Here is a 24,493-nt window from a genome sequence, read left to right as displayed (position 1 = left end):
GTTTAACTCATTGAAAGATAATGGTGCCGGAGGAGGGAATCGAACCCTCACGGTACTAAGTACCGGGGGATTTTGAGTCCCCTGCGTCTACCAATTTCACCACTCCGGCACAAAGAGAAATTAAATTTTATTCAGCTCAACTGTCAAGGCCTATATTCCCGGGATATTTCATCTAATTTTTATTCTGTACAATGGTTCAATGTGTGGATCAATCATTTGAATTTCATAAAGTAATAATAATGTGACCCGATAAAGTGGTAGAGGAATGCCCGGATAAGTGTCTGTCAGGGGCACTACGGGAAAGGATGAACAGTGCTCGATACAATGAATGATATTGGAAGATACAAAATCTACGATTACCTGCGTGCCGGGGTGATTGTGATAGACCGCGACTACTCGGTGATCTTCTGGAGCCGACAGATCGAGGATTTGACCGGAATCGAAAGGAAGAGCGCAATAGCGACAGACCTGAGAGTCCTGATCCCATCTATGGAAAACGGTTTGTTCAAAGCAAGGATCGAGAAGATGTTCAAGGGGAAAGATACTATGGAACTTTCTACAGATCCTAGAGAAGAATATATTCCTATCCTTACTTCGGACGGAAAACTTCTTGATAACAGAGTGTTTTTAACTTCAGTGCCAGGCAAAGACCGGACTGCTGAGAATATAATCTTTGAATTCTCCCTGCAGGAATATTCCAGGAAAGACGGTGTGGATGTTTCCAGAATAAGAAAAATACTGAAAGATGAAACGGTAGGACTTGTAAAGAGCCGCACAGAGCTCGAGGCCGAGATCAAAAGCCGAAAAGAAACTGAGAAGAAACTGGCTGAATACAGTATCGAACTTGAAAGAGCGAACAGAAGTCTTGAAGTAAACAGACATGAACTGGAAGAGATAATTCATATGGCATCGCACGACCTCAAGACTCCGATTGTCTCTATACATGGTTTCGCAAATCTTCTGGAGGAAAGAACCCGGGATTGTCTGGATCCGAAATCTCATGACTATCTCGAGAGGATAGTGAAAAGTGCGGTTCGGATGGAGAGGCTCCTTTCTGGTTTTCTTGAAGTCTCGAGAATAAAAAGCGGGGGCATTCACTCTGAGGCAATAGATATGAACGAACTGGTAGAAGATGTCGTATCGGATGCTGTGAAAGCGACAGGATGCGACGAAATATCAGTTATCAGGCCCGGCAAATTGCCGAATGTCTTTGGGAAAAGGATAAGAGTGCGGACCCTTTTTGCTGAATTAATCGATAACGCCATAAAATATATGCCTTCCAGGGAGATGCCATTTATTGAGATCGGCTTCAAGAGAAAGGCTCCAGCTGATCATAACGATGGGGGAACTTTTTATGTCAGGGATAATGGAGAAGGTGTACCCGTAGAATATCATGAGAGAATATTCAGGATGTTCGAGAAAGTCCCCGTCGATAATAGAAGAATTGAGGGTCCGGGCGCCGGACTCACTATGGCAAAAAGGATAGTAGAGCTTCATGGTGGAGAGATATGGCTCGAATCAATTCCAGGAACGGGAAGCACCTTTTATTTTACTTTACCACTTGAAAGACTGGTTACCTAGGTGTGACAAGCGACAGGATCGAGACGATGAGTGTTGAGGGAGACAATCTGAAAACTGCTGGTGAATCGGTAAATATCCTTATTGTCGAGGACAATCCCGATCACGCTCTACTGGCGAGTATTTCTCTTGAGAAGAATGCCCTGTGGAACCCTGTCATCGTGGATAATCTCGAAAATGCGACAATAGAGTTGAAGAAAAGTCATTTTAAAGTGATTTTAACGAATTACCGACTACCTGACGGAAACGGTCTTGATCTGCTGGATGTAATGGGTACGGATTCGATTGTGATTGTGATGACTAACCAGGGAAATGAGAGAGTCGCGGTCCACGCTTTGCAGAAGGGCGCTTACGATTATGTCGTGAAAGACACTATGTTTTACGATGTGCTGCCTGACATGATACAAAAAGCTCTCGATAAATACAGCGCGCAGCAGGAAGTGATGAAGCTGCGTGAAAAGATCAGGATGGATAACGAGAAGTTGATGGAAGCGAACCGGAAGTTGAAAGAGCTCGATAACATAAAAAGCGAATTTATATCGACAGCATCTCATGAATTACGGACACCCCTGACGATAATACGTGAATTCGTATCCCTAACGAAGGACGGATTCGGTGGTCCAGTCACGATGGAACAGGAGGAATACCTCGATTCCGCACTCAATAATTGTGACAGGCTGGGAGACCTGATAAACGAGATCCTGGATCTTCAGAAGATGGAGTCGGGTAGAGTGTCTCTGAAAAGGAGAAAAGTAGATATCGAACGGGTCCTGAAAGCTCAGTACAGGGATTTCAAACCTCGATTTGCGGCAAAAGAACAGAACCTGAATATCGATATCGAATTGCCTGCAGGAAGTGTTATCTGTGATGAAGGTCTGATTATCCGTGTACTGGTAAATCTTCTTGGGAACGCGAATAAATACGTGCAAGCCGGGGGCGCAACAATCATAAGGGGATTAGTCAGGAAGGATCGAGTTGTGGTGGAAATCGAGGACGATGGGCCAGGAATAGCTGTAGAGGAACAGGGAAAGATATTCGAACGGTTTACACAGATCGGAAGATGTTACGGTCCAGGTTCGCAGGGTACAGGGCTAGGACTTGCTATAGCACGGAAGCTGATTGAGATGAACGAAGGCACGATATCTGTGAGGAGTGAGCCTGATAAGGGAAGCATATTCACTTTTTCACTTCCGAAGTATTCTGATGAATTGCTTTTCAGGTCTGTGATACATGATGCTCTTGCCGGGATGGAAAAATCAGAGAAAAAACAAATCCTGTTGATGATCAAAATTGAATCATTCCTGGTAAGATCACCACGATATGATGGATTGAAAATGGAAGGCTTGTTTGGGGAGCTCGAAGAGAAAATCTTGGAAGAGGCAGGCCATTCTGATGTTGATATCATCAGATTGACATCTATGAATTCTCTCGCTGCTCTGATCGAAGGTGGGGATAAAGGTGTCGAGGTGTTGAAAGGCGCGATGCATAGATATCTGCTTAATAAAGCCGGGGTAGATATCACTTCGAAACTATTTGTCATGGAGATCGATCTTTCAAGGAGTGCTGAGAAGTGGGCTGGACTTGCTATCGAAGATCTTTCTCTGGTCAGGAGTGTTGAAACTAAAAAGAAGGTACTGGTCGTCGATGATGATATCGGGGTATTGAACATGATCAGATCAATACTGACGACGAGTAATTTCCCAATCGAAATGGAACAGACTCTCGATGGTTACGATGCCTGCATTCGTTACGGTAATTTCAAGCCGGATCTCGTAGTGTTGGATATAAACATGCCTTATTGTGATATTGCTCAGGTGTTAAGGCAGATAAAGAAAAGTGATTCTGCATCGGAAACAAAAGTACTGCTGATTTCCGGCGATAAGGAAAGATTCTCTGAACTGATGGAACTCGGGGCCGATGACTATATCGCCAAACCGTTTGATGTGAACGTCTTCCTGGAGAAAATCGGGATACTCCTCGATGAAGACAGATTGAGAACGGTTGAAGGCCTGGAGAAAGCCTTGTCGGGAAAGAGTTCCGATTAAAAGGAGGCGTGAAGATATGTCAAAGGGGAAGATCCTCGTAGTGGACGACGAGGCCGAGATCGTAAAGACAGTGAGCCTCAGGTTGAAAGCAAATGGTTATGAGGTTGTTACGGCAATGGATGGGGTCCAGGCAACGAATGTTGCATTCAGAGAGAGACCTGATCTTATAATCCTGGATATTGGAATGCCAGCTGGAGACGGGCACGCGGTAGCTCGCAGATTATCAGAATCTGTTCAGATGTTTGATACGCCCGTCATCTTTCTGACTGCCAGGGTGAATGAGAAGGATTATCAGATGGCGTTCGAAGAGGGAGTCTCAAAGTATATCACCAAGCCTTACAGACCCGAGGAACTGCTTACAGCTGTGGACGAATTGATGGCCAGGGTCCAGATGGTCTGAAAACCAGTTTGAACGACAATAGACACCCAATAATCGGGCTGAGTGGATTTTATTCTTGACGAATCGGGATTAATTGATAATATCTCGGTAGTTGGGGTTGTAGCTCAGCTGGGAGAGCACTTGACTGGCAGTCAAGAGGTCACGGGTTCGATCCCCGTCAACTCCACTTTTTTTTAATCCTGCGCCTGTCCCGGAGGGTGTGTCTGAAAATCTGGAAGAGGATGCGGTTGGCCATGGAAGACTTGAAAGATTCGGGTGTTCTGTGCATCTTCGAAGATGATCGATATCCCAATTTCTTCCCCTTATCACTTAACAAACCTGTTTTTGAGCTGATGCTGGGTACCCAGACGATCCGGGAAAGGATCGTTTTCGAGGTCAACCCTTCGAGGCTTATTCTTGTTTGCAGGCAATATCTTCAGGGTGTAGCTGGTGATGTGCCAGGCGAAACTGGACCTGACGTTTTAGTAAATGAGCTTCCAGACGAGGAGATCCTTTTCATAAACGGACGTTTGCTGACCTACAAAGATGAGTTGACCACTTTTGTCGATGATATAGCTACAGGGACTCTGGTCCACAAGAACGGTATACCGGTCATTGCCAGGCTTGGGAAAGATGCGGCAGCATCGTTTCTCGGATTTCTGGAGAAAGCTTTATCGAATGAATCAGTCGAAAGGTTGTTCGGTTCGTTCAAGGGGCAAAATGGTGAGAATACAGGGCCGGATGAGCCAAGTAGAGATGAAGTCATCGCCATAAAGGAAAAGGCTCTGAAAGAATGGGCATCGGAAAGTGAAGTGGCTGTCGAGGAGACCGGCACAAAGCTTCTTTCCTACTACTGGCAGTTAATAGGAGAAAACGATAGTTGCATTATCGATGATTTTCAGAAAATCCCATTCAGAGGTTCGGCTCCTGAATCCGCCCTGTACAAGGGAGTCGATCTGATCAACGAAGACGATATTATCATAGGTGAAGACGTTGAAGTCAGATCAGGGACAGTACTCGACGCTTCAGGTGGACCTATCATTATCGCCGATGGTGCAAGCATAGAGCCGAATTCTATTATATATGGGCCCTGCTATATCGGCGAAGGAACAATTGTGAGAGGTGGAGCAAAGATCGGGAAAGGTACTTCGATAGGCCGATTCTGTAGAGTAGGGGGGGAAGTCGGGGAATCGATCATTGCCTCCTTTACAAACAAACAACACGAAGGGTTCCTTGGCCATTCCTATGTCGGGTCCTGGGTAAATATTGGAGCAGGGAGTTGTAACAGCGATCTTAAGAATAATTATGGAAAGATAAGGGCATGGAATTCGGGAAGGATAAGGGAAACAGGAAAGCGTTTTCTCGGGCTTATTGCGGGAGATCACGCAAAGATCGCGATAAACACGAGAATGAATACTGGATCTGTCGCGGGTTTCTGCTCGAACGTGATGACCGTCGGGTTTCCTCCGAAATTCATTCCCAGCTTTACTTGGCAGGCCGAACCCGAGTTAATCGAGTATGAACTGGACAAGGCGCTACGTACGGCCGAGATCATGATGGACAGAAGGAACCAGGAATTCACATCTGAGATAATGGAACTTTTCAGGACACTCTACCGCCTTTGTCGCATGTCCGGCTTCAACTCCTGAAAAATCCGTGGGGATCCTGCTCTTGCGTGGAGAGGGGAAACATATGAATACTATCCTGATAGGCGAAAGAATAAACAGCAGCAACAAGAAGGTCAGAGCACTTTTCGATGCTGAGGATGTAGATGCCCTCCTTGATCTTGCTGTAAAACAGATTGACTGTGGAGCGGATTATATAGATATCAACGCTTCGATGATGATGGCAGGGGAAAAGGAAGCGCTTTTCAACACTGCTGGAGAAGTCATAGGCAGGCACGGTATAAATGTCTCGATTGACAGTGCCGACCCCGATCTTCTATTGTCGGCGGCAGGTCTCTTCGGAGAGAAATGTCTGCTTAATTCGTTTGCCTGTACTGACGAAGTCTTCAAAAGATATCTGCCGGAGGCTTCAGTGTCGGGCGCGGGTATTATCGTTATGCTGAAAAATGACCATGGCGTTCCTTCAGACTCAGAGACAAGAGCGGCACTGGCCGAAAAAGCCATCGGGATTATGCGAGAGAACGGAATGCCGGATGAAAAGATATTCATAGATCCGGTATTTTCCCCCATGGCGACAGATATATCGGGGTTGATGACAGCACTGGCGACGATGGATATAATTGTCCGGCAGTATCCGGATTGTCATCTGACTGGTGGATTGTCAAATGTCTCATACGGGCTTCCGATGAGAAGACTCATTAACAGGACATTTCTGTCCATGGCCCTTCCGCACGGGCTCAACGCCGTAATATGTGATGTGACGGACCGCGATCTGATGGAAACGCTGATTGCTTCCGAGTCGTTGTCTGGTCTCGATAAGGGATGCAGGAATCTCTTGAGACACTACCGAGGGCAGGGCAGCAAAAGATAATCTCATTTTGCTACTGAATCTCATTTCCAATATTGTATCATAAGTTGCAGGCCTGTGGAGGCAAGAGCCTAACACAAGCTATAACAACATGTTGCATTTAATTCGCGTCAAGACATTCAAATGGCATGCCTCTTGAAGGTGAGAGTGATGCACGCGGAGAGTTCCCTGTAGGTCCGTGGCTTGTCCTTGACGTGTTTCTCATCCTCACGTGTTGCAGATTATCACGGACTCGGATACACGCTCCAAACGGGGAACTTTTTCTGTCTGTCGATCAAGATTCAATCAATAACCAGGAATATTGTATCCTGAAAAAGATATCATTTTCAGTAATTTTTCTTTTGACAACAGGTTGCATCTTTGATTACAATCCTCAAGGTTACTCTGAAGATAACAGTGTTTGGGAAAACGGGGCTCAGACGTTTAACCAGGGAGTGCTGAAATGACTAAAGCCGATCTTGTTGAAGAAATCGCAAAGGACACGGGGCTCAGCAAGAAAGACACGAGTGTCGTGGTCAATATGATCATCGAGAATATCTGCAAAGCCCTTTCCGAAGGGGATAAAGTTGAGCTGCGTGGGTTTGGTAGTTTCAAGGTCAAGAGCCGCAACCCCAGGAAAGCCAGGAATCCTCGTACAGGAGAATCCGTTGATGTACCAGCGAAGCTGGTTCCTTTTTTCAAGGCTTCCAACGAATTGAAGCTGAAGGTCAACGTGTAGGGGGTATCTACAGATCTTTCGCTATAAATAAAATCCGTTTGCTATTTGTGGGCGGATTTTTATATTATGTAGACTCTGTGGTAACGGTATTCTTATTTTATGGACAGGATGGAATATGCCGAGCGGTAAAAAAAGAAAAAGAAAGAAGATAGCGACGCACAAGCGGAAGAAGAGACTTCGCAAGGATCGGCACAAGAAGAAAAAACGCTGATTCTGTCTGATCAAGTCTGATTATTCGGGCTTGATCGACTATTCGTTGAGCTGTTCTGATCGAGATCTGTGCTGTTTTCTGATTTAAGGTCTGGAGAGAGCCATGAGTGGCAGGGAAAGACGCAAAGCTCCGCGTGTCGATGTTGAGTTACCGATAACCCTTGAGGGTGGTAGTGGTGAAGTGCGGGGGAAAACGCTCAACATCAGTGCCAGTGGTATCTATTTCGAGCTCTCACGATATATCGAACCGATGACGAAACTGAGAATGGGGCTTGCCATTCCACTCGCTGCTGAAAACGGGAAGGAAGGTATCGTCCAGTTCGACGGTATTGTTGTCAGGACTGAACCCGAGACTGAATCTGATGAAGTGAAGATATACAGGATGGCGGTTTTCTTCACACATGTACCGTCTCCATCGATGGAGATCCTGTCAAGGTTCATATCGAACAATCTTTAGATCTATTATTATCACTTCCTTGTATATTCGATTAAAGATTCCGAGAATCCGTCCGAAAGAACAGATAACTGGTCTATAAAACGGGCGGATGAAATGGAAATCGTTTTTCTCTACAGCAGGCTGTTGAGCATCAGCAGACACCAACTTGACGCACTCAGAAGAAATGACTTCGATGAGATGGAGAGACTTACGATGGACAGGGAATTGTTGACAGCACAGATATGTTCGGTGCTGGACAATGCTGAAGTCGACCTGGATGATACTCGTTTTCAGATCAGAATAAGTGAGCTGACGGACAATATCAGTGAAGTTGATGAAGACATTAAAGATATTTTGCTGTCAGAACTCTTTCAGAGGACAGAAGAACTATCACGAATCAAACTCGTAGAAGATTGATCCTCAGTATGAAATGAGATTCCCTCAAAGCCTTTTATCTTGAAATCACCCATTTCCTGTGGTAATAATCGTATTATAAGCATCCTTTTTGAAGGGAGAAAAGTTTGCCCGAGAACGAGCTGGGTAAGGGATCGGTGCTGGTAGTCGATGATGAAGGATCCGTTCTGGAGATCCTCGATCAATTCCTGACGGACAGGGGCTTTGAAGTGAGCACTGCCGAAAATGGAAGTGAAGCGGCGGAGCTCCTTGAGACACGGAGATTCGATGTGGCGCTGGTCGATCTTAAATTACCTGATATTGACGGGCTTGAGATCGTCGGCGGGATAAACGCGAAATTTCCAGAGACGAAGTGTATAATAATGACCGCGTTCGCGTCGATGGAATCAACGATAGAAGCTCTCAGGCTCAGTGCCTTCGATTATATTCTCAAACCTTTTGATCTTATAAAGATTGCCGAAGTCGTCGAAGCTGCGTATGCCCACGTTTTGATGTTGAGGGAAAGTACCGGGATTATACGGAAGCTCGAATGGGCAAACAGGAAACTCGAGGAAAGCAAGACCGAATTGAACAGCCGAGTATACAAGGCTAATGAAGAACTCGGCGTCGCAAATGAATCACTCAAAAAACATGTTACACGATTGAAGATGCTTTACCAGATGGGTAGGGATATAAGTTCAAATGAGAACTGGAGCGACGCTCTCGACAGGTTCCTCATGGCACTCTGTAAGTATCTGGAAGCAGATGGGACAGTTCTTTTGATGTTCAGCGATTCGGGCAGGACACTGAAGGTAAGGACCTCTTTCGGGCTGGAGTCCGAATTTCTCTCAGAAGCGGTAAGGATTCTTTCTGTTGCCAGAGAGTATGACCTGTTGCAGGCTGAGATCTTTAACCTGGATGGTTGCGAACATGCGCCGGTTAAGACCTGTCTGGCGATGAACGGCATGTGGACGGATTCGGTCGTTCCACTTCTATACAGAGGGAGATGGCTTGGGCTCCTGCTGATCAGAAAAACGTACGAGAACAGACGTTCATACTTGAACGACTATCATTTCATCAATACGATCCAGACGATATTGACTGAAGAAGTGGCCAATGCAGAAAATATCAGCAGACTTAGAAATCTAAAGGATTTCAACGAGACTATTCTGGAAAATATGGGAAGCGGCGTAATCAAGACAGATCGTGATGGTAATGTCGTGTTCAGAAACAGCCTGGCAAGGGAGCTGACCGGGGATGTTTCTGGTGGAAAAATCTGTTTTAATGATATTTTCGATAATCCTTTTGGTGCTGCAGACCTATTTGAATATCTGATTGATGATGAACGAAAAACTGTTTCACTTGAGTGTGTTTTGAGAACAATTGATGGGCCATCTATGCCTGTGAGGATGATCTCGACGAAGGTACTGACTGATGACTACAGGGGAACTACTCTTGTCGTTGTCTTCGAGGATCTCACTCTGCAGAAGGCGATGGAAGAGGAACTGCGAAGAGCAGACAGGCTTCGTTCTCTTGGTGAACTGTCAGCCGGTGTCGCACATGAGATCAGGAACCCCCTTACGGGAATCGCAACGACAGCCCAGGTACTTAAAGAAAAGCTCTCGGGAGAAGCTGACAAGATAAAGTATCTCACGGTAATACTGGACGAGATAAGACGACTTGACGACATTATCAGAAACCTTCTGAGTTTCGCCAGACCTGCTTTACCGAGGCCTGAAGAAGTCGGGATATGTTCAGTGATCCGAGACGCGATTGACCTCCTTGAAAACAAATCTGAAGAAAATGGTGTAAATGTCAGCTTCGAATCCGAGCTGGAGGATGATATGTGCTATCTGGATAGAGATCAGATCAAGCAAGTGGTGCTGAATATAGCTAGTAACGGGATCGAGGCCTGCCAGGATGGGGGCGAGGTGACAGTTACAGTCAGAAACGCGGTGGATCCACATCTACTCAAGCTGGAATTTGCGGATAACGGGATTGGAATACCGGATGAAGCTGTGGACAAGCTGTACAATCCATTTTTCACGACAAGATCTGAAGGGACCGGTCTAGGGCTTTCGATTACAAGAAAGATCGTGGAAAGTCATGGCGGAAGGATCTTTCATAAAAATGGAATTGATTCCGGGACGTTGTTTGTTGTAGAAATACCAAGAAGAATTGCAGCCGCGCTTAATGTTGCTGTTGAAGAGCGAATCTCATAAAGGGGAGTTTGATGTCGGGCAGAATATTGATTATCGATGATGAAAAAGCAATAAGATGGTCGCTCGGGGAAGCGTTGAAGAACCAGGGATATGAGATCGATGATGCTGAAAAAGGGAAGGAAGGCATTAGTAAATTCATGGAAGAGCCGGCCGATCTGGTGATACTTGATCTGAAACTGCCTGATATCAGTGGGATAGAGGTGCTTAAACAGCTCAGGGAGACAGACGCGGATCTGCCCGTTATAATGATGACTGCCTACGGCGAAGTTGAGACAGCGGTCGATGCCATAAAGAGTGGCGCATATGATTTTATGTTGAAACCTTTCCAGCTGGAAAAAATGAAGATTGCCATTAAGAATGCTTTGGAGAACAGCAGACTCAAGAACGAACTTGAGGGGATCAGGAAGAAAAACAGGGAGACGTATGATTTTAAGAATTTTATAGGCAAAAGCCAGGTGATGAACGATGTCTTTCGTAAGGTGACCAAAATCGGGGAGAGCCAGGCAAGCACAATCCTCATACAGGGCGATAGCGGGACGGGAAAAGAACTGGTCGCCAGAGCAATACACGAGAGCAGTCATGGCACCGACAAGCCTTTTCTTGAGATAAATTGTGCGGCCCTTCCGGAAACACTTCTCGAAAGTGAGCTTTTCGGTCACGAGAAGGGGGCGTTCACAGACGCCAAATTCAGGAAAAAGGGATTGTTTGAACTTGCCGAGGGTGGAACGATCTTTCTGGATGAGATAGGCGAGATGGGCATCACCCTGCAGAGCCGACTTCTGAGGGTCCTGGAAAACAAGACTTTCAGAAGAGTAGGTGGAGTAAAAGATTTGAGGGTGAAGACCCGTATCATCGCTGCCACAAACAGGGATCTTCTCGAGGCTATCAAAACCGGAGAATTCAGAAACGACCTGTATTACAGACTACAGGTCATTCCGATCAATCTTCCCTCGTTGACGGAGAGAAAAGAAGATATCCCGTTGCTTGCCAATCATTTCATCGAAAGGTTCAACAGAGAATTCAAGAAAAAGATAGGGAAGATCAGTCCTGAAGTCGAGCGTCAGCTCCAGGCCTACCCATGGCCAGGTAATGTCAGAGAACTCAAAAACGTCATTGAAAGGGCGATGCTTCTCGAGGCTGAGGACGAGCTGCTTCCTGAACATGTTCCTGTGGAACTCGGTCAGGAGCTATCGGAGGGTCATGAAAATCATGGAGCGATGATGAGTGGAATCTACCCGATGAGTATCAGGGAGATGGAAAAGCTCCTTATCTGCAGGACTCTGGATGAAACTGACGGAAACAAATCCAAAGCCGCGCGAATACTGGGGATAAGCCGGCAGACTCTCAGAGAAAAGACGAAACTTTACAGCACTGATGAGGATGATATTCAGGTCACTGGTGGCTGAAACCTTTCCATCAGCAGACTATCTGGATCAGGTCGATTATGGAGTATTTTGCCCTTTTAGCATATTCCGCGGAAAAATATTCGCCTGCCGAATCTTATAAAATCCTGAAAATCAGTTAATTAGGCAATTCTTTCCCACCAGAGCCACTTCCCTGCCCTGTAAAGGCATGCTAATTGCGGTAATCACTTCCTGTCGTGAAGGAGAAAATATTTCCCACTTGGAGATTGAAAGTGAATCGTAAGGAGGACATAAGCATGTCGCTGGCAGTTGAAAGTGCACATGGGAATGCCAACAAGGGAATGGCAGCCCTGGTATGCAGGTGCCCCGATTTCAAAGACATTACAAAAGTCGGTAAACTGGAGGACCTCGACAGGCTCCTTTCCCTTATGATACATCAGATACGGAATTACTGCATGAGTATTAAGGGATACGCCTCGTTGCTGGACTATGAAGATGGAGTCAGCACAAAAGGCAAAAAGTGGATCAGCAATATCAGCAGGGGTATAGGAAGTCTTGAGGGCTTTTTAAGTGAATTTGAATATTACAGGTTATCCAAGAAAGTAGATATAACTTTGCTTGAGACAGATCTTCTAATAAGAAACGCATGGAAGACAGCAGTTGAAGTAGTTGGTTCGGAATTTGTCACTGCGGAACTGGATATCGAAATAGATGAGAGTGTGATTCTAAAGGGAGACAGGAACGATTTCAGGAAGATGATCTTTCATCTCTTCAAGAACTCGCTTGAGGCCAGTGGTGGAGAGGGAAGGGTCAGCCTGACTCTGACTCCTTCAGGGGGGGGGTACGGGTGGTGTGTAGAGGTACAGGATAATGGATGCGGGATGAACGATCTTGAAATGGCCAGGGCAGGGGAGATACTTTATAGCACGAAGAATTCGCATATAGGGTGCGGACTGAATCTGGTCGCAGCTGTTGGAGGAAGAATGGGGGCTTCAGTAGAGCTCTTGTCCGAAGCGGGAATGGGTACGGTAGTAAGAATAACAAACAATGATAACTAACTAGGAAGTGTGATGAAACGGGGGTTTCAAGAGATGGACAAGAAGATCCTGGTGATAGAAGATATGGACATGACGAGAGAATTCCTCATGGATGTCCTGATTCCGAAATACAAGGTGACGGGTGTCGAGGGTACGAAAGAGGCTGAATTGAAGATGGCGGAAGAGAGTTTCGATCTCTTACTGCTGGACGGAAGACTTCCAAAAACAGGGGACGGAATTGAGTTTTTGAGGAAGCTGAGAAAAAAGAGTATTGACTCGATCATAATCTTTATGACTGCTTACGGTTCAGTCGAGGAAGCTACGGAAGCAATGCGGCTAGGGGCCCACGATTACGTTACGAAACCTTTTACCATGGACGAGTTGACTCTGAAAGTTAAGAACGCTTTCGAATTTGCCTCAATGAAAAATGAAAACATCAATCTGAGAAAGAAACTGAATATTCAGGACGGCAGGGAAATCATTGGGTCATCCGACTCTCTCAAGAGTGTTCTTGAGACAGCTGATACCATTGCCGATACGAAGGCAACTGTCCTTATTACAGGCGAAAACGGGACTGGGAAGGAACTGGTAGCACGCAGGATTCATGCTATGAGCGGACGGAAAGAAAAGCCGTTTGTGAGAATAAACTGCGCTGCGATTCCCGAGGGTACTCTCGAAAGTGAGTTGTTCGGACATGAAAAGGGTTCTTTCACGTCAGCTCATAAATGGCATCCCGGGAAATTCGAACAGGCAGACACGGGAACACTTCTGCTCGACGAGATCGGTGAGATCCCGATGCATATTCAGGCAAAACTCCTCAGAGTACTGCAGGAAAGAGAGCTGGACAGGGTGGGCGGAAGACAACCCATATCTGTTGATGTACGTATCATCACGACGACTAACAAGAACCTCCTCACCGAGATACGGGAAGGCAGATTCAGAGAGGATCTATATTACAGACTTAATGTCGTAAACATAGAAGTGCCTCCTTTGCGAGAAAGAAAAGAGGATATAATCCTTCTGGCAGATCATTTTATAAGGCTCTACTGTGACGAGAACGGCAGAGAAGTCAAGATGCTCAGCAAGGGTGCTCTGAAGAAGATGCAGATGGGCGTATGGCGTGGTAATATCAGGGAGCTTGAAAATTGCATAGAAAGAGCAGTTATCCTCTGTAATGATAATACTATATCGGAAGAATATTTTATTTTCGATGAAAGTGTATCCATGGGGGCGTCAAAGGTGGAGGAGATCCTGACTTGCTGTACGATAGCTGAAGCTGAAAGACTGATGATAGAAGAACGCCTGAAGAAATATAGTAGCAACCGGACAAAGGCGGCCAGGGATCTTGGAATAAGCGTCAGAACTTTAAGAAACAAGCTGAAGCTTTATCGTGACAAGGAGATCGGCGCAATGGCCATGTCTGTTTGAGCGAGGTAATATTTTCCTGTCATAAGACAGGATTGCAGCCCTGACTGAAATGGCGTAGACCTGTAAACCCTATAATAGCAATAGAATGATAGCTGTTTGCCAGTGGCATGAAAAATGCGGTCAAGCAGACAGTATGAAGATATTTACACAAAAAAACGATAAGAATTCAGATCGCACAGAACTCTGGGAAACATTCACAGAAACTGGCAGCGAAAAGGTCCGGGAGTCACTTATCCTTGAGTACATCCATCTCGTGAAGTATGCTGCGGGAAGGATAGCAGTAAGTCTCCCCAGTCATATTGAGATCGATGATCTGTTTGCTGCCGGCATGCTCGGCCTGATACAGTCAGTCGAGAAATATGATATTACCAGGATGACGAAGTTCGAGACTTATGCGATTCCACGGATTCGTGGTTCCATGCTGGACGAATTGAGAAGCCAGGACTGGTTTCCAAGGTCCATAAGGCACAAAGCCAAACTTCTTGAAAGTGTTCTTGCGGATCTCGAGATTACGCTTGGTAGGCCCGCAGGCGACGTCGATGTAGCCAACCACCTCAAGATCTCGATGAAAGAGTACTATAAATTACTAGACGACGTGTCTCTTGCATGCCTGATAAGCCTTGACCAGGGGATATCATCGAATCACGAAGGTCTTTACTCGGTGATAAGCAACTCGCTTCCACACTCTAATGCGGTGGATCCCTACGAACGACTGGAAGAAAAAGAATTACTGGGAATAGTGAAGGACACTCTGGCGAACCTTCCCGAGAAGGAAAGGCTTGTACTGACTCTCTATTACTACGAGGAATTGACATTGAAGGAAATCGGAAAAGTCCTCGAAGTCTCGGAATCCAGAATATGTCAGATACATACGAAGGCAATGCTTCGCCTCAAGGGCAGGGTGACCCGTTTGATGAACGGGATTCCTTCACATGCCGAAGCTTATGAGCAAAACCCGGTCTGCGAAAAGGCCGGTAAACAAAAAGTTCTCATCAGGGAAAAGGTCAGGACGGGCTAGCGAAGATGATGAAGGTCCTTGTTGTTGATGATCAGGAAGATATCTGCGAGTTCCTTCGGGACCTCCTGGAACTGCACGGTTGCGGTGTGATAACAGCTTTTTCAGGGGAAGAAGCTCTGAAAGTGACCAAGAACAGGCTATATGATGCCGCTTTCATCGATGTTTGTCTGCCTGGCATGGATGGCGTAGAAACGATGAAGATTCTTCGAGAGAGAAGGCCTGAAGCCAGATATGTCCTGATGACTGGTGCGAATATCGAGGACAGGGTAGATGAGGGTATAGAAGACGGAGCAGAGACCTGCCTGCAGAAACCTTTCCACATAAATGAGATATTGAGCGTCATAGGAGCATTTCCCGAGTCCGGAGCGGCCGACAGTCACCCCGGTTGAGTTGCTCATGCGGAACAGATCATTCAGATATTGATACTTCCATTGTTGACAAAGGCCTCCTATAGATGTAACCTGCTGGCCAGGTGATGTTTATGAATACAGAATTATGGTTGCTCGCGCGGAATGAGAAAATCGAAGACCTTGTCGAGGCTCTCGTCATAGGTGAACGGCTCAGGCTTAGAAGATTCGATAGCGTATCGGAACTTCTTAACATGGATGAACCAGACGGCGGGCTGATCCTCGTGATCGATGGCACGGGGAGTAGTATCAATTTCCAACAGATCGTCACGAGGTTCGAAAAGAATTTTATCAATTTTGAAGTCATAGTCTTTGATTCGGGCATCGACGAACGTCACATTGAGGATAATGCTGTCGACGGAATCGACCTGCTTGTTCCTGTTACCATAGATTTAGAAGATTTCCTGCTGAGGGCTGCGCATCTGGTAAATGTCCGGAGGGTAAAATCTAGTGCTGGTATTGTCGGGAGATCTGCTGCCTTACGCGAAGTGATCGATACAATCATTCGAGCAGCACCTACTGAAGTGTCGATCCTTATCGAGGGAGAAAGTGGTTCCGGAAAGGAACTTGTTGCAAAAGCGGTCCATCTCAGGAGCAACAGGAGATCAAAAGGATTCGAAGCGGTCAATTGCGGGGCAATGGCCGAGGGGGTTCTGGAGAGTGAGCTGTTCGGTCACGAGAAGGGTTCGTTCACAGGAGCCGTTTCGAGAAGGATTGGCCTCTTTGAACGCGCGGACCGTGGCACGCTTTTTCTTGATGAAGTGGGAGAGATGAGTCTCACTATGCAGGTCAGGTTTCTGAGGGTGCTCGAGATCGGGGAATATATGCGTGTGGGTGGAAATGAGAAGCTTACAACAGATGTCAGAATAATCGCCGCCACAAACAGGGAACTTGAGACAAGCGTTGCTGGAGGGGGATTCAGAAAAGATCTTTATTACAGGCTTAAAGTCGTTCAGATAAGGATTCCGCCTCTGAGAGCCAGACAACCCGACATTCCATTTCTAGCGAGGCACTTTCTGATACAATCGTCAAGCAGGCACAACAGGAGAGTACTTTCGATCGACAAAGCGGCCATGAATCTTATGCGGACTTATGCGTGGCCGGGGAACGTGCGTGAACTTGCGAACGTGATCGATAATATCGTTGTGATGAGTACGGGGGAACGGATCACCTTGTCGGATATAGAGACACGACTGGTGGATAGTACAACTTCTCAGTCATTTCCCGACCTGCCTGTCCATGTGGAAAAGACGAGAGACCAGATGGAGAGAGAACTGATCATTAATTCACTCCTCTCTCTTCATAATGATGTTCGGGAGATACTTCGTATGGTCAGGGACGATGGGTCGCAATCAGGCAGCAAATGGCGCCGATGGGAGGAAGTGGTCGATGCGAGCGAAGATAATCGGCCGGGGCTTGACGATATCGAGAAAGAAGCCATAAGGGAAGCTCTGTTGTTGAATGGTGGAAACAGAAAGAAGGCGGCAAGACAACTCGGGCTCTCCGAAAGGACACTGTACCGACGATTGAAAGGGTATGGGCTGAGTTGAAAGCTGCTTCCTGATGGTTTTTGAGTTTGTTCTTTAAAACCGCATCTGTTATAATTTGTAGTAAGCAGTAGACCAGGTTTATAAGGAATGGGATCTGCCGCCAAGATCATCCCCTGGAAAATGGAGAGAAGTCAAATGAGGACTATTTTCGCGACAGCATGTCTGACGATGATGATCTTTTTTTCGGAGACTGTTCAGGCTGAGAAATACGCTGGAGAGTTCATGGCTCTGGGGGGCGGCGCGAGAGCTATGGCCCTTGGTGGTGCATTCATTGCCGTGGCTGATGATGCTACAGCCTCGTTCTGGAATCCAGCCGGAATGGCAGGACTATATTCTGCCGGGGCACGTCGAACAGACTGGGAGATGAATTTCATGCACTCCGAGAGATTTGGCGAATTGATAGATTATAACTATTTTTCCGCTGTGTTTCCGCTCAGGCCAGGAGAATCGTCCTGGGGTATTACGATGATACACATGGGGATCGATGGGATCCCGATCATCCCCTTTACGAGTGGAATGATCGAAAATTCTGACGGAGATGACAGGTTTGAACCATGGTCCGGAGAAAGGCCCAATTTCAATCCTCTGGATTTTCCAATGGAAAGTGTAAATGATTTCGCGCTGTTCCTTTCATATGCGCAGGTCATGAGTTTCGCTGATCTGGGTGTTTCTCTGAAGGTAATAAGAAACGATCAGGTGACAGACGTCTCAAGCTTCGGACTGGGAATCGACATAGGTCTGCTGAAAAGACAAGCCTGGAAAGACCTGGCTGTGGGCGTGAAGCTGCAGGATGCTACCGGAACATATATCAGCTGGAGTACTGGCAAGAGAGAATTCATCTATCCCGCTCTCAAGATTGGTGCTGCATACCCCTTCAACATCAAGAGTATGAACAGTACCCTGCTTGTCGCCTGTGACGGAGATTTCAGGTTTGAAAACCTCAAGGGAGTGTCACAGTTGTGGCTCGGAAAAACCAGTGCGGATTTTCATTTTGGGGCAGAGTTGTTAATAAGGGAGATGGTCGCTCTCAGGGGTGGGTACGATATGGGACGACCAACTGCGGGTGCCGGTTTTGTCCTTGATGATTTCGGGCCCTGGAATATTTCTCTGGGGCTGGACTATGCCTTGCTGGTTCACGATGAACTGGACAATACGCATCGCGTCTCACTGATGATATCGCATTGATGCAGCCTAGTCTCGATGAGAGGCTATTTGGAGGTTTAGAGATATTTGAAAATTCTGACTATGATACTGGCTGGGGGCAGGGGCAGGGAACTATCGGTGTTGACCAGGCACAGGGCGAAGACTTCCGTTCCCTTCGGCGGACGTTACAGGATAATTGATTTTTGCCTCAGCAATTGTGTGCATTCCGGACTGACGGATATTGCCATCCTTGCACAATATAATCCCACATCTCTTATGGAACACATACGCATGGGAAAACCATGGGATCTGGACCGTAGGTCTGGGGGAGTATATATCATGCAACCAGCTCATCGTGGAAAAGCAGCGAACTGGTATCTTGGAACGGCTGACGCTCTGCTTCAGAATATCGACATCATCAGAAATTCCGATTCTGATACTGTACTCGTGTTGTCTGGAGATCAGGTCTATCTGATGGATTATCGCCTGATGGCCCGGCAGCATGCTGAGTCGAATAATCCAGTGACTATTGCCTGCAAAGCTGTCAGCCCGAAACAGCGTGGACGGTTCGGGATGGTAAGTATGAGCAAAGACGGTATTGTGAGAGATTTTCAGGAAAAACCTGTTGCATCCGAATTTCATAATGCTTCGCTTGGAATCTACATGTTTGATAGAAAATACCTCCTCGATTGTCTTTCGGAAAATAAAAGGGATATTGTTTTCGATATACTCATGCCCTCTATCGAGCGCGGAGATGTAGGGGGGTACCTTTTTGGCGGGTATTGGGAGGATACAGGGTCTATCCCCAGCTATTTCAAGGCATCTATGAGGCTTCTGAAGAACCGGAGTCTCATCACAAAAGAAGACTGGTCGATTTTCACTCGAGGTGAGGGATTGGCTCCGGCAAAATTCTCGGCTCGCGCGTCTGTACATGATTCTATCGTAGCCGATGGTTGCGTGATCGAGGGAGAGGTCAGGGGAAGTATCCTTTTCCCTGGTGTACACATAGGCAGAGACGTACAAGTCATTGACAGCATAATCTTTTCCGGTTCCAGAATAATCAACGGATCAAGAGTCTTGAGGACGATAATCGACAAGGATGTCTTTGTCGGAAGCGATAGCGATATAGGCAGAAAAAGAGCTGCTAAAAAGGATTTCTTAGATCCCCGGCTGGGATTGGTCGGTGGAGACCATGGAAAGAACCGGATAAGCCTTATAGGTAAGAATACACGGCTACATTCCGGATGCGTCCTTCCTGCCGGATCGATGATCGAACCTGAATCCAGGATGAGGTGATTTAGAATGTCAGGCATGGCTGCATTCATCCTCGCGGGTGGAATAGGAAAAAGACTCAGTCTGCTCACTCTCTTCAGGGCGAAACCGGCTGTGCCTTTCGCGGGCAGATACAGGATCATCGATTTCACATTGACCAATTGTGTCAGGTCGGATATCAGATCGGTCCATGTGCTAACTCAGTATATTTCCAGATCTCTCATCCGGCATCTTGGCATTGGCAAACCCTGGGACCTCGATCGCCTGAAGGGTGGTTTGCGTATCCTGCATCCCAGGCTCGGGCATGAAGGGGCTGACTGGTACAAAGGAACCGCGGACGCGATCTATCAGAATATTTCAATCCTCAAAAAGCTCGATGAAAAACATGTCCTGATCCTCTCTGGAGATCATGTCTATGATATGGATTATGGAGTATTTCTGGAACATCATATCGAGAGCGGAAAACAGGCTTCTCTAGCTGTGATAGAAGTGGATCCGTCCCAATGCAGAGAGTTCGGGATCGCTACGGTCGACAGTGAAGGGCGGATCAGGAAATTCGAAGAAAAACCGGCCTGGACGGACAGTACTCTTGCTTCGATGGGGATATACATTTTTGAAAGAGATTATCTGATTGATATCCTCTCCAGAATGAAACCTCTTCATGAAGACCTGGATTTCGGGAAACATATCATCCCGGACCTGGTGTCAAAAGATGAACTTGCTGCATACAGATATTCGGGCTATTGGCTGGATATAGGTACTCTGAGAAGTTACTATCGGGCAAGTATCTCCCTTTTGGCAAATAGCCCCAGACTTGAACTCGGGAGAGAAGACCAGCTGATACTTACTGTTCCTGAAGACAACCCGCCTTCGTTTATTTCTCATGGCGCAAAGATCCACAGATCCCTGATATGCAGCGGGTGTCAGATAAAAGGTGATGTCAGCAATTCCATCCTTTCGCCTGGAGTGACAGTAGAGGAAGGAGCTGTAGTAAAGGATTCTATCATACTTCACGGATGTACTATTCGAAGGGAAGCTAAAGTAACGAGAGCTATCATCGATAAGAGGGCCGTAGTTGGAAGAGAGGCCGTGATCGGTGAGGGGGACATCCGGATCGCAAACCAACTTCAGCCCGGATATCTCGATTTTGGTTTGACTCTTGTAGGGAAAAAGACTGTTATTCCAGCTGGTATACGTGTCGGAACAAACTGCCTCGTTTCTGGATCACCGGGAAACGGTAAGATACCGGGGAATAATATCGCAGATGGACAGTCTTTTCTTTCTTCCGATATAGATATCTAGTTAGATTCCAGCCAAAGCGTGATCCTGTCACCCGGGAACAACCTGTTTTTGTTCATTTTTCTGTTCCAGGCAAGGACATCGGACATGCGGGTCTGATATTTTCTGCAGATAGATGTCAGCGTCTCGCCCCTCAGGACGATGTGAACATGTTTCTTTTTTCCCTCAGCCACTGATCCAGAATCGCTCGAAAGCCCTTCGCCATATTCAACACCAGAGCCTGGCGGAAGGTAGATGACAAGGTTTTTTCCTGGATGGATCATAGACTTATATCTAAGATTATTCCATCTTCGGAGCTTGCTGAGGCCAACCCCGAATCTTTCGGCGATCTCACTTAGAGTGTCTTTCTTCCTCACAGTGTAAACCATCTTTGTATGTCCTGCCGGAGGTTTGTATTTTTTTATATTGATCTTTTTGGGGAGTTTGGAAGGTGGTTTCCTGTAGGATGGGTTGCTCAGCGCTGTTGTTTTATCACCGTTATCCCGGGTCGGGATCATTAGGGTCTGGCCTATCCTGATCCTGTGAACGTTTTTTATTCCATTGATTCTCTTTAACTCGGATTGAGAGATCTCATATTTCCGGGCAATCACCGAAATGGTCTCTCCTTTTCTGATTGAATGGCGCAGCCATGATACTCTTTCCTCGGCCGGGATCCTGGAAAGCGCTTCGATGACCTTATTCCCGGTTCCATACGGTACTTTGAGTTCTATGACCATTCCGGGAGGAGTTGCCCATCGTTTCAATGCAGGGTTCAACTTTTTTATACCTGTAAGGGTGGATTCTGAAGATTTTGCTATTATTCGCAGGTCTGTGGATTTGTCTATCGTGATAACATCAAATTGGAATGGTTTGGTTTCGGGTATCTCGAATCCATAAGCTGATGGGTCACGCCCAATGGTCAGGGCGGCCATGAATTTTGGAACAAACCATTTCGTCTGATTGGGAAGCCGCAATTTCCAGTAGTCGTCAGTTTTTTGTGTGGAGATCGCACGCGCCACACGGTATTCTCCGGAATTGTAGCCAGCCAGAGCCAGTTGCCAGTTGCCAAACAGGTTGTGCAGGTGGTTAAGATAGTTTCCCGCTGCATAAGTGGAAGCTACAATGTCTTTTCTTTCATCGATCCACCAGTTGATCCTGAGTCCGAAGAGTCGGCCGGTGCCGGCCATAAACTGCCATGGTCCTGTGGCATTGACATTCGATCGTGCATTGAGGTTAAGGCCGCTCTCGATCACAGCAAGGAAGATAAGATCACGTGGAAGATCCATGCTTACAAGTACGGGTTCGATTATTTCCCGATATACCTCGACCCTCGTGAGCCATTTTGTAAAGTATCGGCGACCTTTCCCCTGGAAGTATTTCATCCAGTGTTCGGTTTTCCAGTTCATTACAACTTCTATTTCTTCTTCGACGACATGGCACGACGCTATGGAATCAAGTACGGAAGAAACATGATTCTGCCAGTCCGATTCTGTTTCTTCCTCGATGATCCTCTGTTGGAGGACCGAGGCGAGATTTTCGAGAGAATCGAGATGCCCGCACACGTAGGGGGCAGGAGAAGTCGTCTTCATTTCGATAATATCTACAAGAAGGATACTGCTCAACTGGAGGGATGTGGATATATCCCCCAGATAATAGTACGCACTGGCTTCATCCAGTTTTTCCTGAAGATCCAGTAATTGCGGATAGAGAGCATATAGCTGTTCATCGTGGAAATCATTGTTTCCATACTCGATAGCGGTGTTTTTCGACGACCTGAAACAACCGGATACTATTAACACGAAAATCAGGCTCAACAGAAACGACACGTGTATCTTCATATACTTCCTCCTCATATCCCGGTCAATATATTAGATATGGGATCAAGATTCAAGGAGATGTAGCTCTTCTGCTTTGAAATAATATCCAGGATAGTGTATAATAATAGTACGGATTTGACATGACAACTGTGCTTTACGAGAGAAAAAAATGTGTCCCGGTTTTGAAAAAGATTACAGGTATTTACTCACCTCGCTGATTCCCAGACATCTTCTGTCCTCACGAAGGCTGGAAGGCGTGCTTGATGCGCTTTCTACGGGTGACAGACATTCTCTGCTCAGAGAATCATGGTCTGCCATGGAAGAACTTGTTGAAAACGGTAATATCCACAGGATCGGAACGGTTCGTGATAACGGCCGGGTGAAACTGCACTACAAAAGGCAGGATAATAAAGCAAGTTTTATGCTGGAGATGACAGAGGATGAATGGCTATCGCTGCAGGAAAGTAAGATGCCTGAAAAGGCAGGGCTTATCTCGTCTGTTCTGGCGGGAATAATCTCTTCCCTGACTCTTAATGGAACAGGCATAACGACGACCGACAAGATCGAGGACATCCTGGGGCTGTCCGGTAACATACATCAGGGGGCGAGGGCATTTATGATCCTCTTTACCGAGAACGACCTGCATGGCGTAAGGGATAGTGACAGGATACGTATTATCCCGAGAGAAAATGTGCTGAGACGAAGTTACTATTCGCAGGTTCTTGAGAAGGACATTATTTGTACATTCAAGAATGATTCTTCTGTTGTTTCGGGAGAGAGCTATTTCAGCCATGGAAGGGCTGGCAGCATGACGATACTCATACCCCTTTCAGGCAGGGACGCGCAGTATGGAATAATGCAGGTCCTTCTTCCAGCCGGGAAACTGCTGGATAAAGATGTTCTATTTAATTACAACATGATTGGGCAGGGTGTCGTAAGGCTTCTCGATAATAACAGACATCTTGAACGACTGGTGTCGGTTGACAGGCTCACGGGGGTGAACAACAGGAACTTCTACGAGACACAACTACCTCTCGAAATCGAAAGGGCCACTCGTAACAGAAAATCGCTGGCCTTTCTCATAATGGATATCGATGATTTTAAAAAGTTCAATGACGAACACGGTCATGATACCGGGGATGAAGTGCTTCGACTTGTTGCCGGGGCGGTCCGGGAACATCTCAGGAAGATCGATCTTTTCTTCAGGTTCGGAGGTGAGGAGTTCATAGCCCTCTTGCCCGGTGCGGGCAGAGAACCTGCTGAACGAACTGCTGAGAGAATACGAGAGGTTGTCTCCAAGGCCGGATTGAGGACCGACAGCGGAGAAGAGCTGCATATAACGGTCACGATCGGCGGGTGTGTCTACCCCGAAGATGCAGAGAATGAGAAGGAACTATTCAGGAATGCGGACAGGATGCTTCTTGAAGCAAAGGAGGCAGGAAAAAACCGTATAAAATTTTATCACTGACTTTGAGATGTCGGTGAGCGGGTTGCAAAGCGGCCCGAGGGTGAGTGGGAGATTGGCCGGGGAGGTTGATGATGATGTGCTGGTGGGCCATGTTTTTTATTGTCGGTATGATCGGACATAGTGGTTCCTGTATCTTGCCTGTGCTTGGATTAGTCGTGCTATTGATATATGCGGGCATTCTTGTCCGCCCACATATATTCGGTCTGATTTATGGGGACATCGTTGAGAGAGATGCTC

At 46.6% G+C, this 24,493-nt stretch carries 20 protein-coding genes and 2 tRNA genes; 20 read left to right on the top strand and 2 right to left on the bottom strand.

Going from position 1 to position 24,493, the window contains the following annotated elements:
- Window positions 1-21: 21 nt before the first annotated feature.
- A tRNA-Leu gene (locus tag KOO63_09615) sits at window positions 22-109 on the bottom strand.
- 203 nt (window positions 110-312) lie between these two features.
- Between KOO63_09615 and KOO63_09610 the strand changes: the two genes are divergently transcribed.
- The 19 genes from KOO63_09610 (at window position 313) to KOO63_09520 (ending at window position 20,995) form a co-directional block, all read left to right on the top strand.
- Window positions 313-1,581 (top strand): hypothetical protein, encoded by a 1,269-nt coding sequence (locus KOO63_09610; GenBank protein MBU8922062.1) that lies wholly within the window; start codon window positions 313-315, stop codon window positions 1,579-1,581.
- A 26-nt stretch (window positions 1,582-1,607) separates the two neighbouring features.
- Window positions 1,608-3,623 (top strand): response regulator, encoded by a 2,016-nt coding sequence (locus tag KOO63_09605; GenBank protein MBU8922061.1) that lies wholly within the window; start codon window positions 1,608-1,610, stop codon window positions 3,621-3,623.
- A gap of 16 nt (window positions 3,624-3,639) precedes the next feature.
- On the top strand, window positions 3,640-4,023 hold the full coding sequence (locus tag KOO63_09600) for a response regulator (GenBank protein MBU8922060.1): 384 nt from the start codon (window positions 3,640-3,642) through the stop codon (window positions 4,021-4,023).
- A 93-nt stretch (window positions 4,024-4,116) separates the two neighbouring features.
- A tRNA-Ala gene (locus tag KOO63_09595) sits at window positions 4,117-4,189 on the top strand.
- A 67-nt stretch (window positions 4,190-4,256) separates the two neighbouring features.
- The gene (locus KOO63_09590; GenBank protein MBU8922059.1) at window positions 4,257-5,651 is read left to right on the top strand and encodes a hypothetical protein; all 1,395 of its coding nucleotides are present in this window, start codon (window positions 4,257-4,259) and stop codon (window positions 5,649-5,651) included.
- A 43-nt stretch (window positions 5,652-5,694) separates the two neighbouring features.
- The gene (locus KOO63_09585) at window positions 5,695-6,498 is read left to right on the top strand and encodes a dihydropteroate synthase (GenBank protein MBU8922058.1); all 804 of its coding nucleotides are present in this window, start codon (window positions 5,695-5,697) and stop codon (window positions 6,496-6,498) included.
- A 439-nt stretch (window positions 6,499-6,937) separates the two neighbouring features.
- Entirely contained in the window at window positions 6,938-7,213 is a 276-nt protein-coding gene (locus KOO63_09580) for an integration host factor subunit beta (GenBank protein MBU8922057.1), read from the top strand.
- Between the two features lie 313 nt (window positions 7,214-7,526).
- Window positions 7,527-7,880: a PilZ domain-containing protein gene (locus KOO63_09575; GenBank protein MBU8922056.1), complete on the top strand. Its 354-nt coding sequence runs from the start codon at window positions 7,527-7,529 to the stop codon at window positions 7,878-7,880.
- 93 nt (window positions 7,881-7,973) lie between these two features.
- Window positions 7,974-8,276: a hypothetical protein gene (locus KOO63_09570; GenBank protein MBU8922055.1), complete on the top strand. Its 303-nt coding sequence runs from the start codon at window positions 7,974-7,976 to the stop codon at window positions 8,274-8,276.
- 104 nt (window positions 8,277-8,380) lie between these two features.
- Window positions 8,381-10,474 (top strand): response regulator, encoded by a 2,094-nt coding sequence (locus KOO63_09565; protein ID MBU8922054.1) that lies wholly within the window; start codon window positions 8,381-8,383, stop codon window positions 10,472-10,474.
- An 11-nt stretch (window positions 10,475-10,485) separates the two neighbouring features.
- A complete protein-coding gene (locus KOO63_09560; GenBank protein MBU8922053.1) occupies window positions 10,486-11,880 on the top strand; it encodes a sigma-54 dependent transcriptional regulator in 1,395 nt (464 codons plus the stop codon).
- 230 nt (window positions 11,881-12,110) lie between these two features.
- Window positions 12,111-12,896, top strand: a complete 786-nt coding sequence (locus KOO63_09555) for a HAMP domain-containing histidine kinase (protein ID MBU8922052.1) — start codon at window positions 12,111-12,113, stop codon at window positions 12,894-12,896.
- Between the two features lie 12 nt (window positions 12,897-12,908).
- Window positions 12,909-14,303, top strand: a complete 1,395-nt coding sequence (locus tag KOO63_09550) for a sigma-54 dependent transcriptional regulator (GenBank protein MBU8922051.1) — start codon at window positions 12,909-12,911, stop codon at window positions 14,301-14,303.
- A gap of 133 nt (window positions 14,304-14,436) precedes the next feature.
- On the top strand, window positions 14,437-15,321 hold the full coding sequence (locus KOO63_09545) for a FliA/WhiG family RNA polymerase sigma factor (protein ID MBU8922050.1): 885 nt from the start codon (window positions 14,437-14,439) through the stop codon (window positions 15,319-15,321).
- Between the two features lie 5 nt (window positions 15,322-15,326).
- Window positions 15,327-15,710 (top strand): response regulator, encoded by a 384-nt coding sequence (locus KOO63_09540; protein MBU8922049.1) that lies wholly within the window; start codon window positions 15,327-15,329, stop codon window positions 15,708-15,710.
- A 92-nt stretch (window positions 15,711-15,802) separates the two neighbouring features.
- Window positions 15,803-17,278 carry a sigma-54 dependent transcriptional regulator gene (locus KOO63_09535; GenBank protein ID MBU8922048.1) on the top strand — a complete coding sequence of 492 codons (1,476 nt, stop codon included), beginning with the start codon at window positions 15,803-15,805 and terminating at the stop codon, window positions 17,276-17,278.
- Between the two features lie 135 nt (window positions 17,279-17,413).
- On the top strand, window positions 17,414-18,463 hold the full coding sequence (locus KOO63_09530) for a PorV/PorQ family protein (GenBank protein MBU8922047.1): 1,050 nt from the start codon (window positions 17,414-17,416) through the stop codon (window positions 18,461-18,463).
- Window positions 18,464-18,508: 45 nt separating this feature from the next.
- Entirely contained in the window at window positions 18,509-19,717 is a 1,209-nt protein-coding gene (glgD, locus tag KOO63_09525; GenBank protein MBU8922046.1) for a glucose-1-phosphate adenylyltransferase subunit GlgD, read from the top strand.
- Between the two features lie 6 nt (window positions 19,718-19,723).
- Window positions 19,724-20,995: a glucose-1-phosphate adenylyltransferase gene (locus tag KOO63_09520; protein ID MBU8922045.1), complete on the top strand. Its 1,272-nt coding sequence runs from the start codon at window positions 19,724-19,726 to the stop codon at window positions 20,993-20,995.
- Here the strand turns inward: KOO63_09520 and KOO63_09515 are convergent.
- Complete coding sequence (locus tag KOO63_09515; GenBank protein MBU8922044.1) at window positions 20,992-22,809, bottom strand: LysM peptidoglycan-binding domain-containing protein; 1,818 nt, start codon at window positions 22,807-22,809, stop codon at window positions 20,992-20,994. The two genes, KOO63_09520 and KOO63_09515, sit on opposite strands and share 4 nt — an antisense overlap.
- A gap of 148 nt (window positions 22,810-22,957) precedes the next feature.
- Here KOO63_09515 and KOO63_09510 point away from each other — a divergent pair, with 148 nt between their 5' ends.
- Window positions 22,958-24,256, top strand: a complete 1,299-nt coding sequence (locus KOO63_09510; protein ID MBU8922043.1) for a GGDEF domain-containing protein — start codon at window positions 22,958-22,960, stop codon at window positions 24,254-24,256.
- The last annotated feature ends 237 nt before the right edge of the window (window positions 24,257-24,493 follow it).

It is taken from the genome of Candidatus Latescibacterota bacterium (genome assembly GCA_019038625.1).
Lineage (GTDB): Bacteria > Krumholzibacteriota > Krumholzibacteriia > Krumholzibacteriales > Krumholzibacteriaceae > JAGLYV01.
Note: the sequence above shows the minus strand (reverse complement) of the source record. Positions and strands in the feature narration are given on the sequence as shown.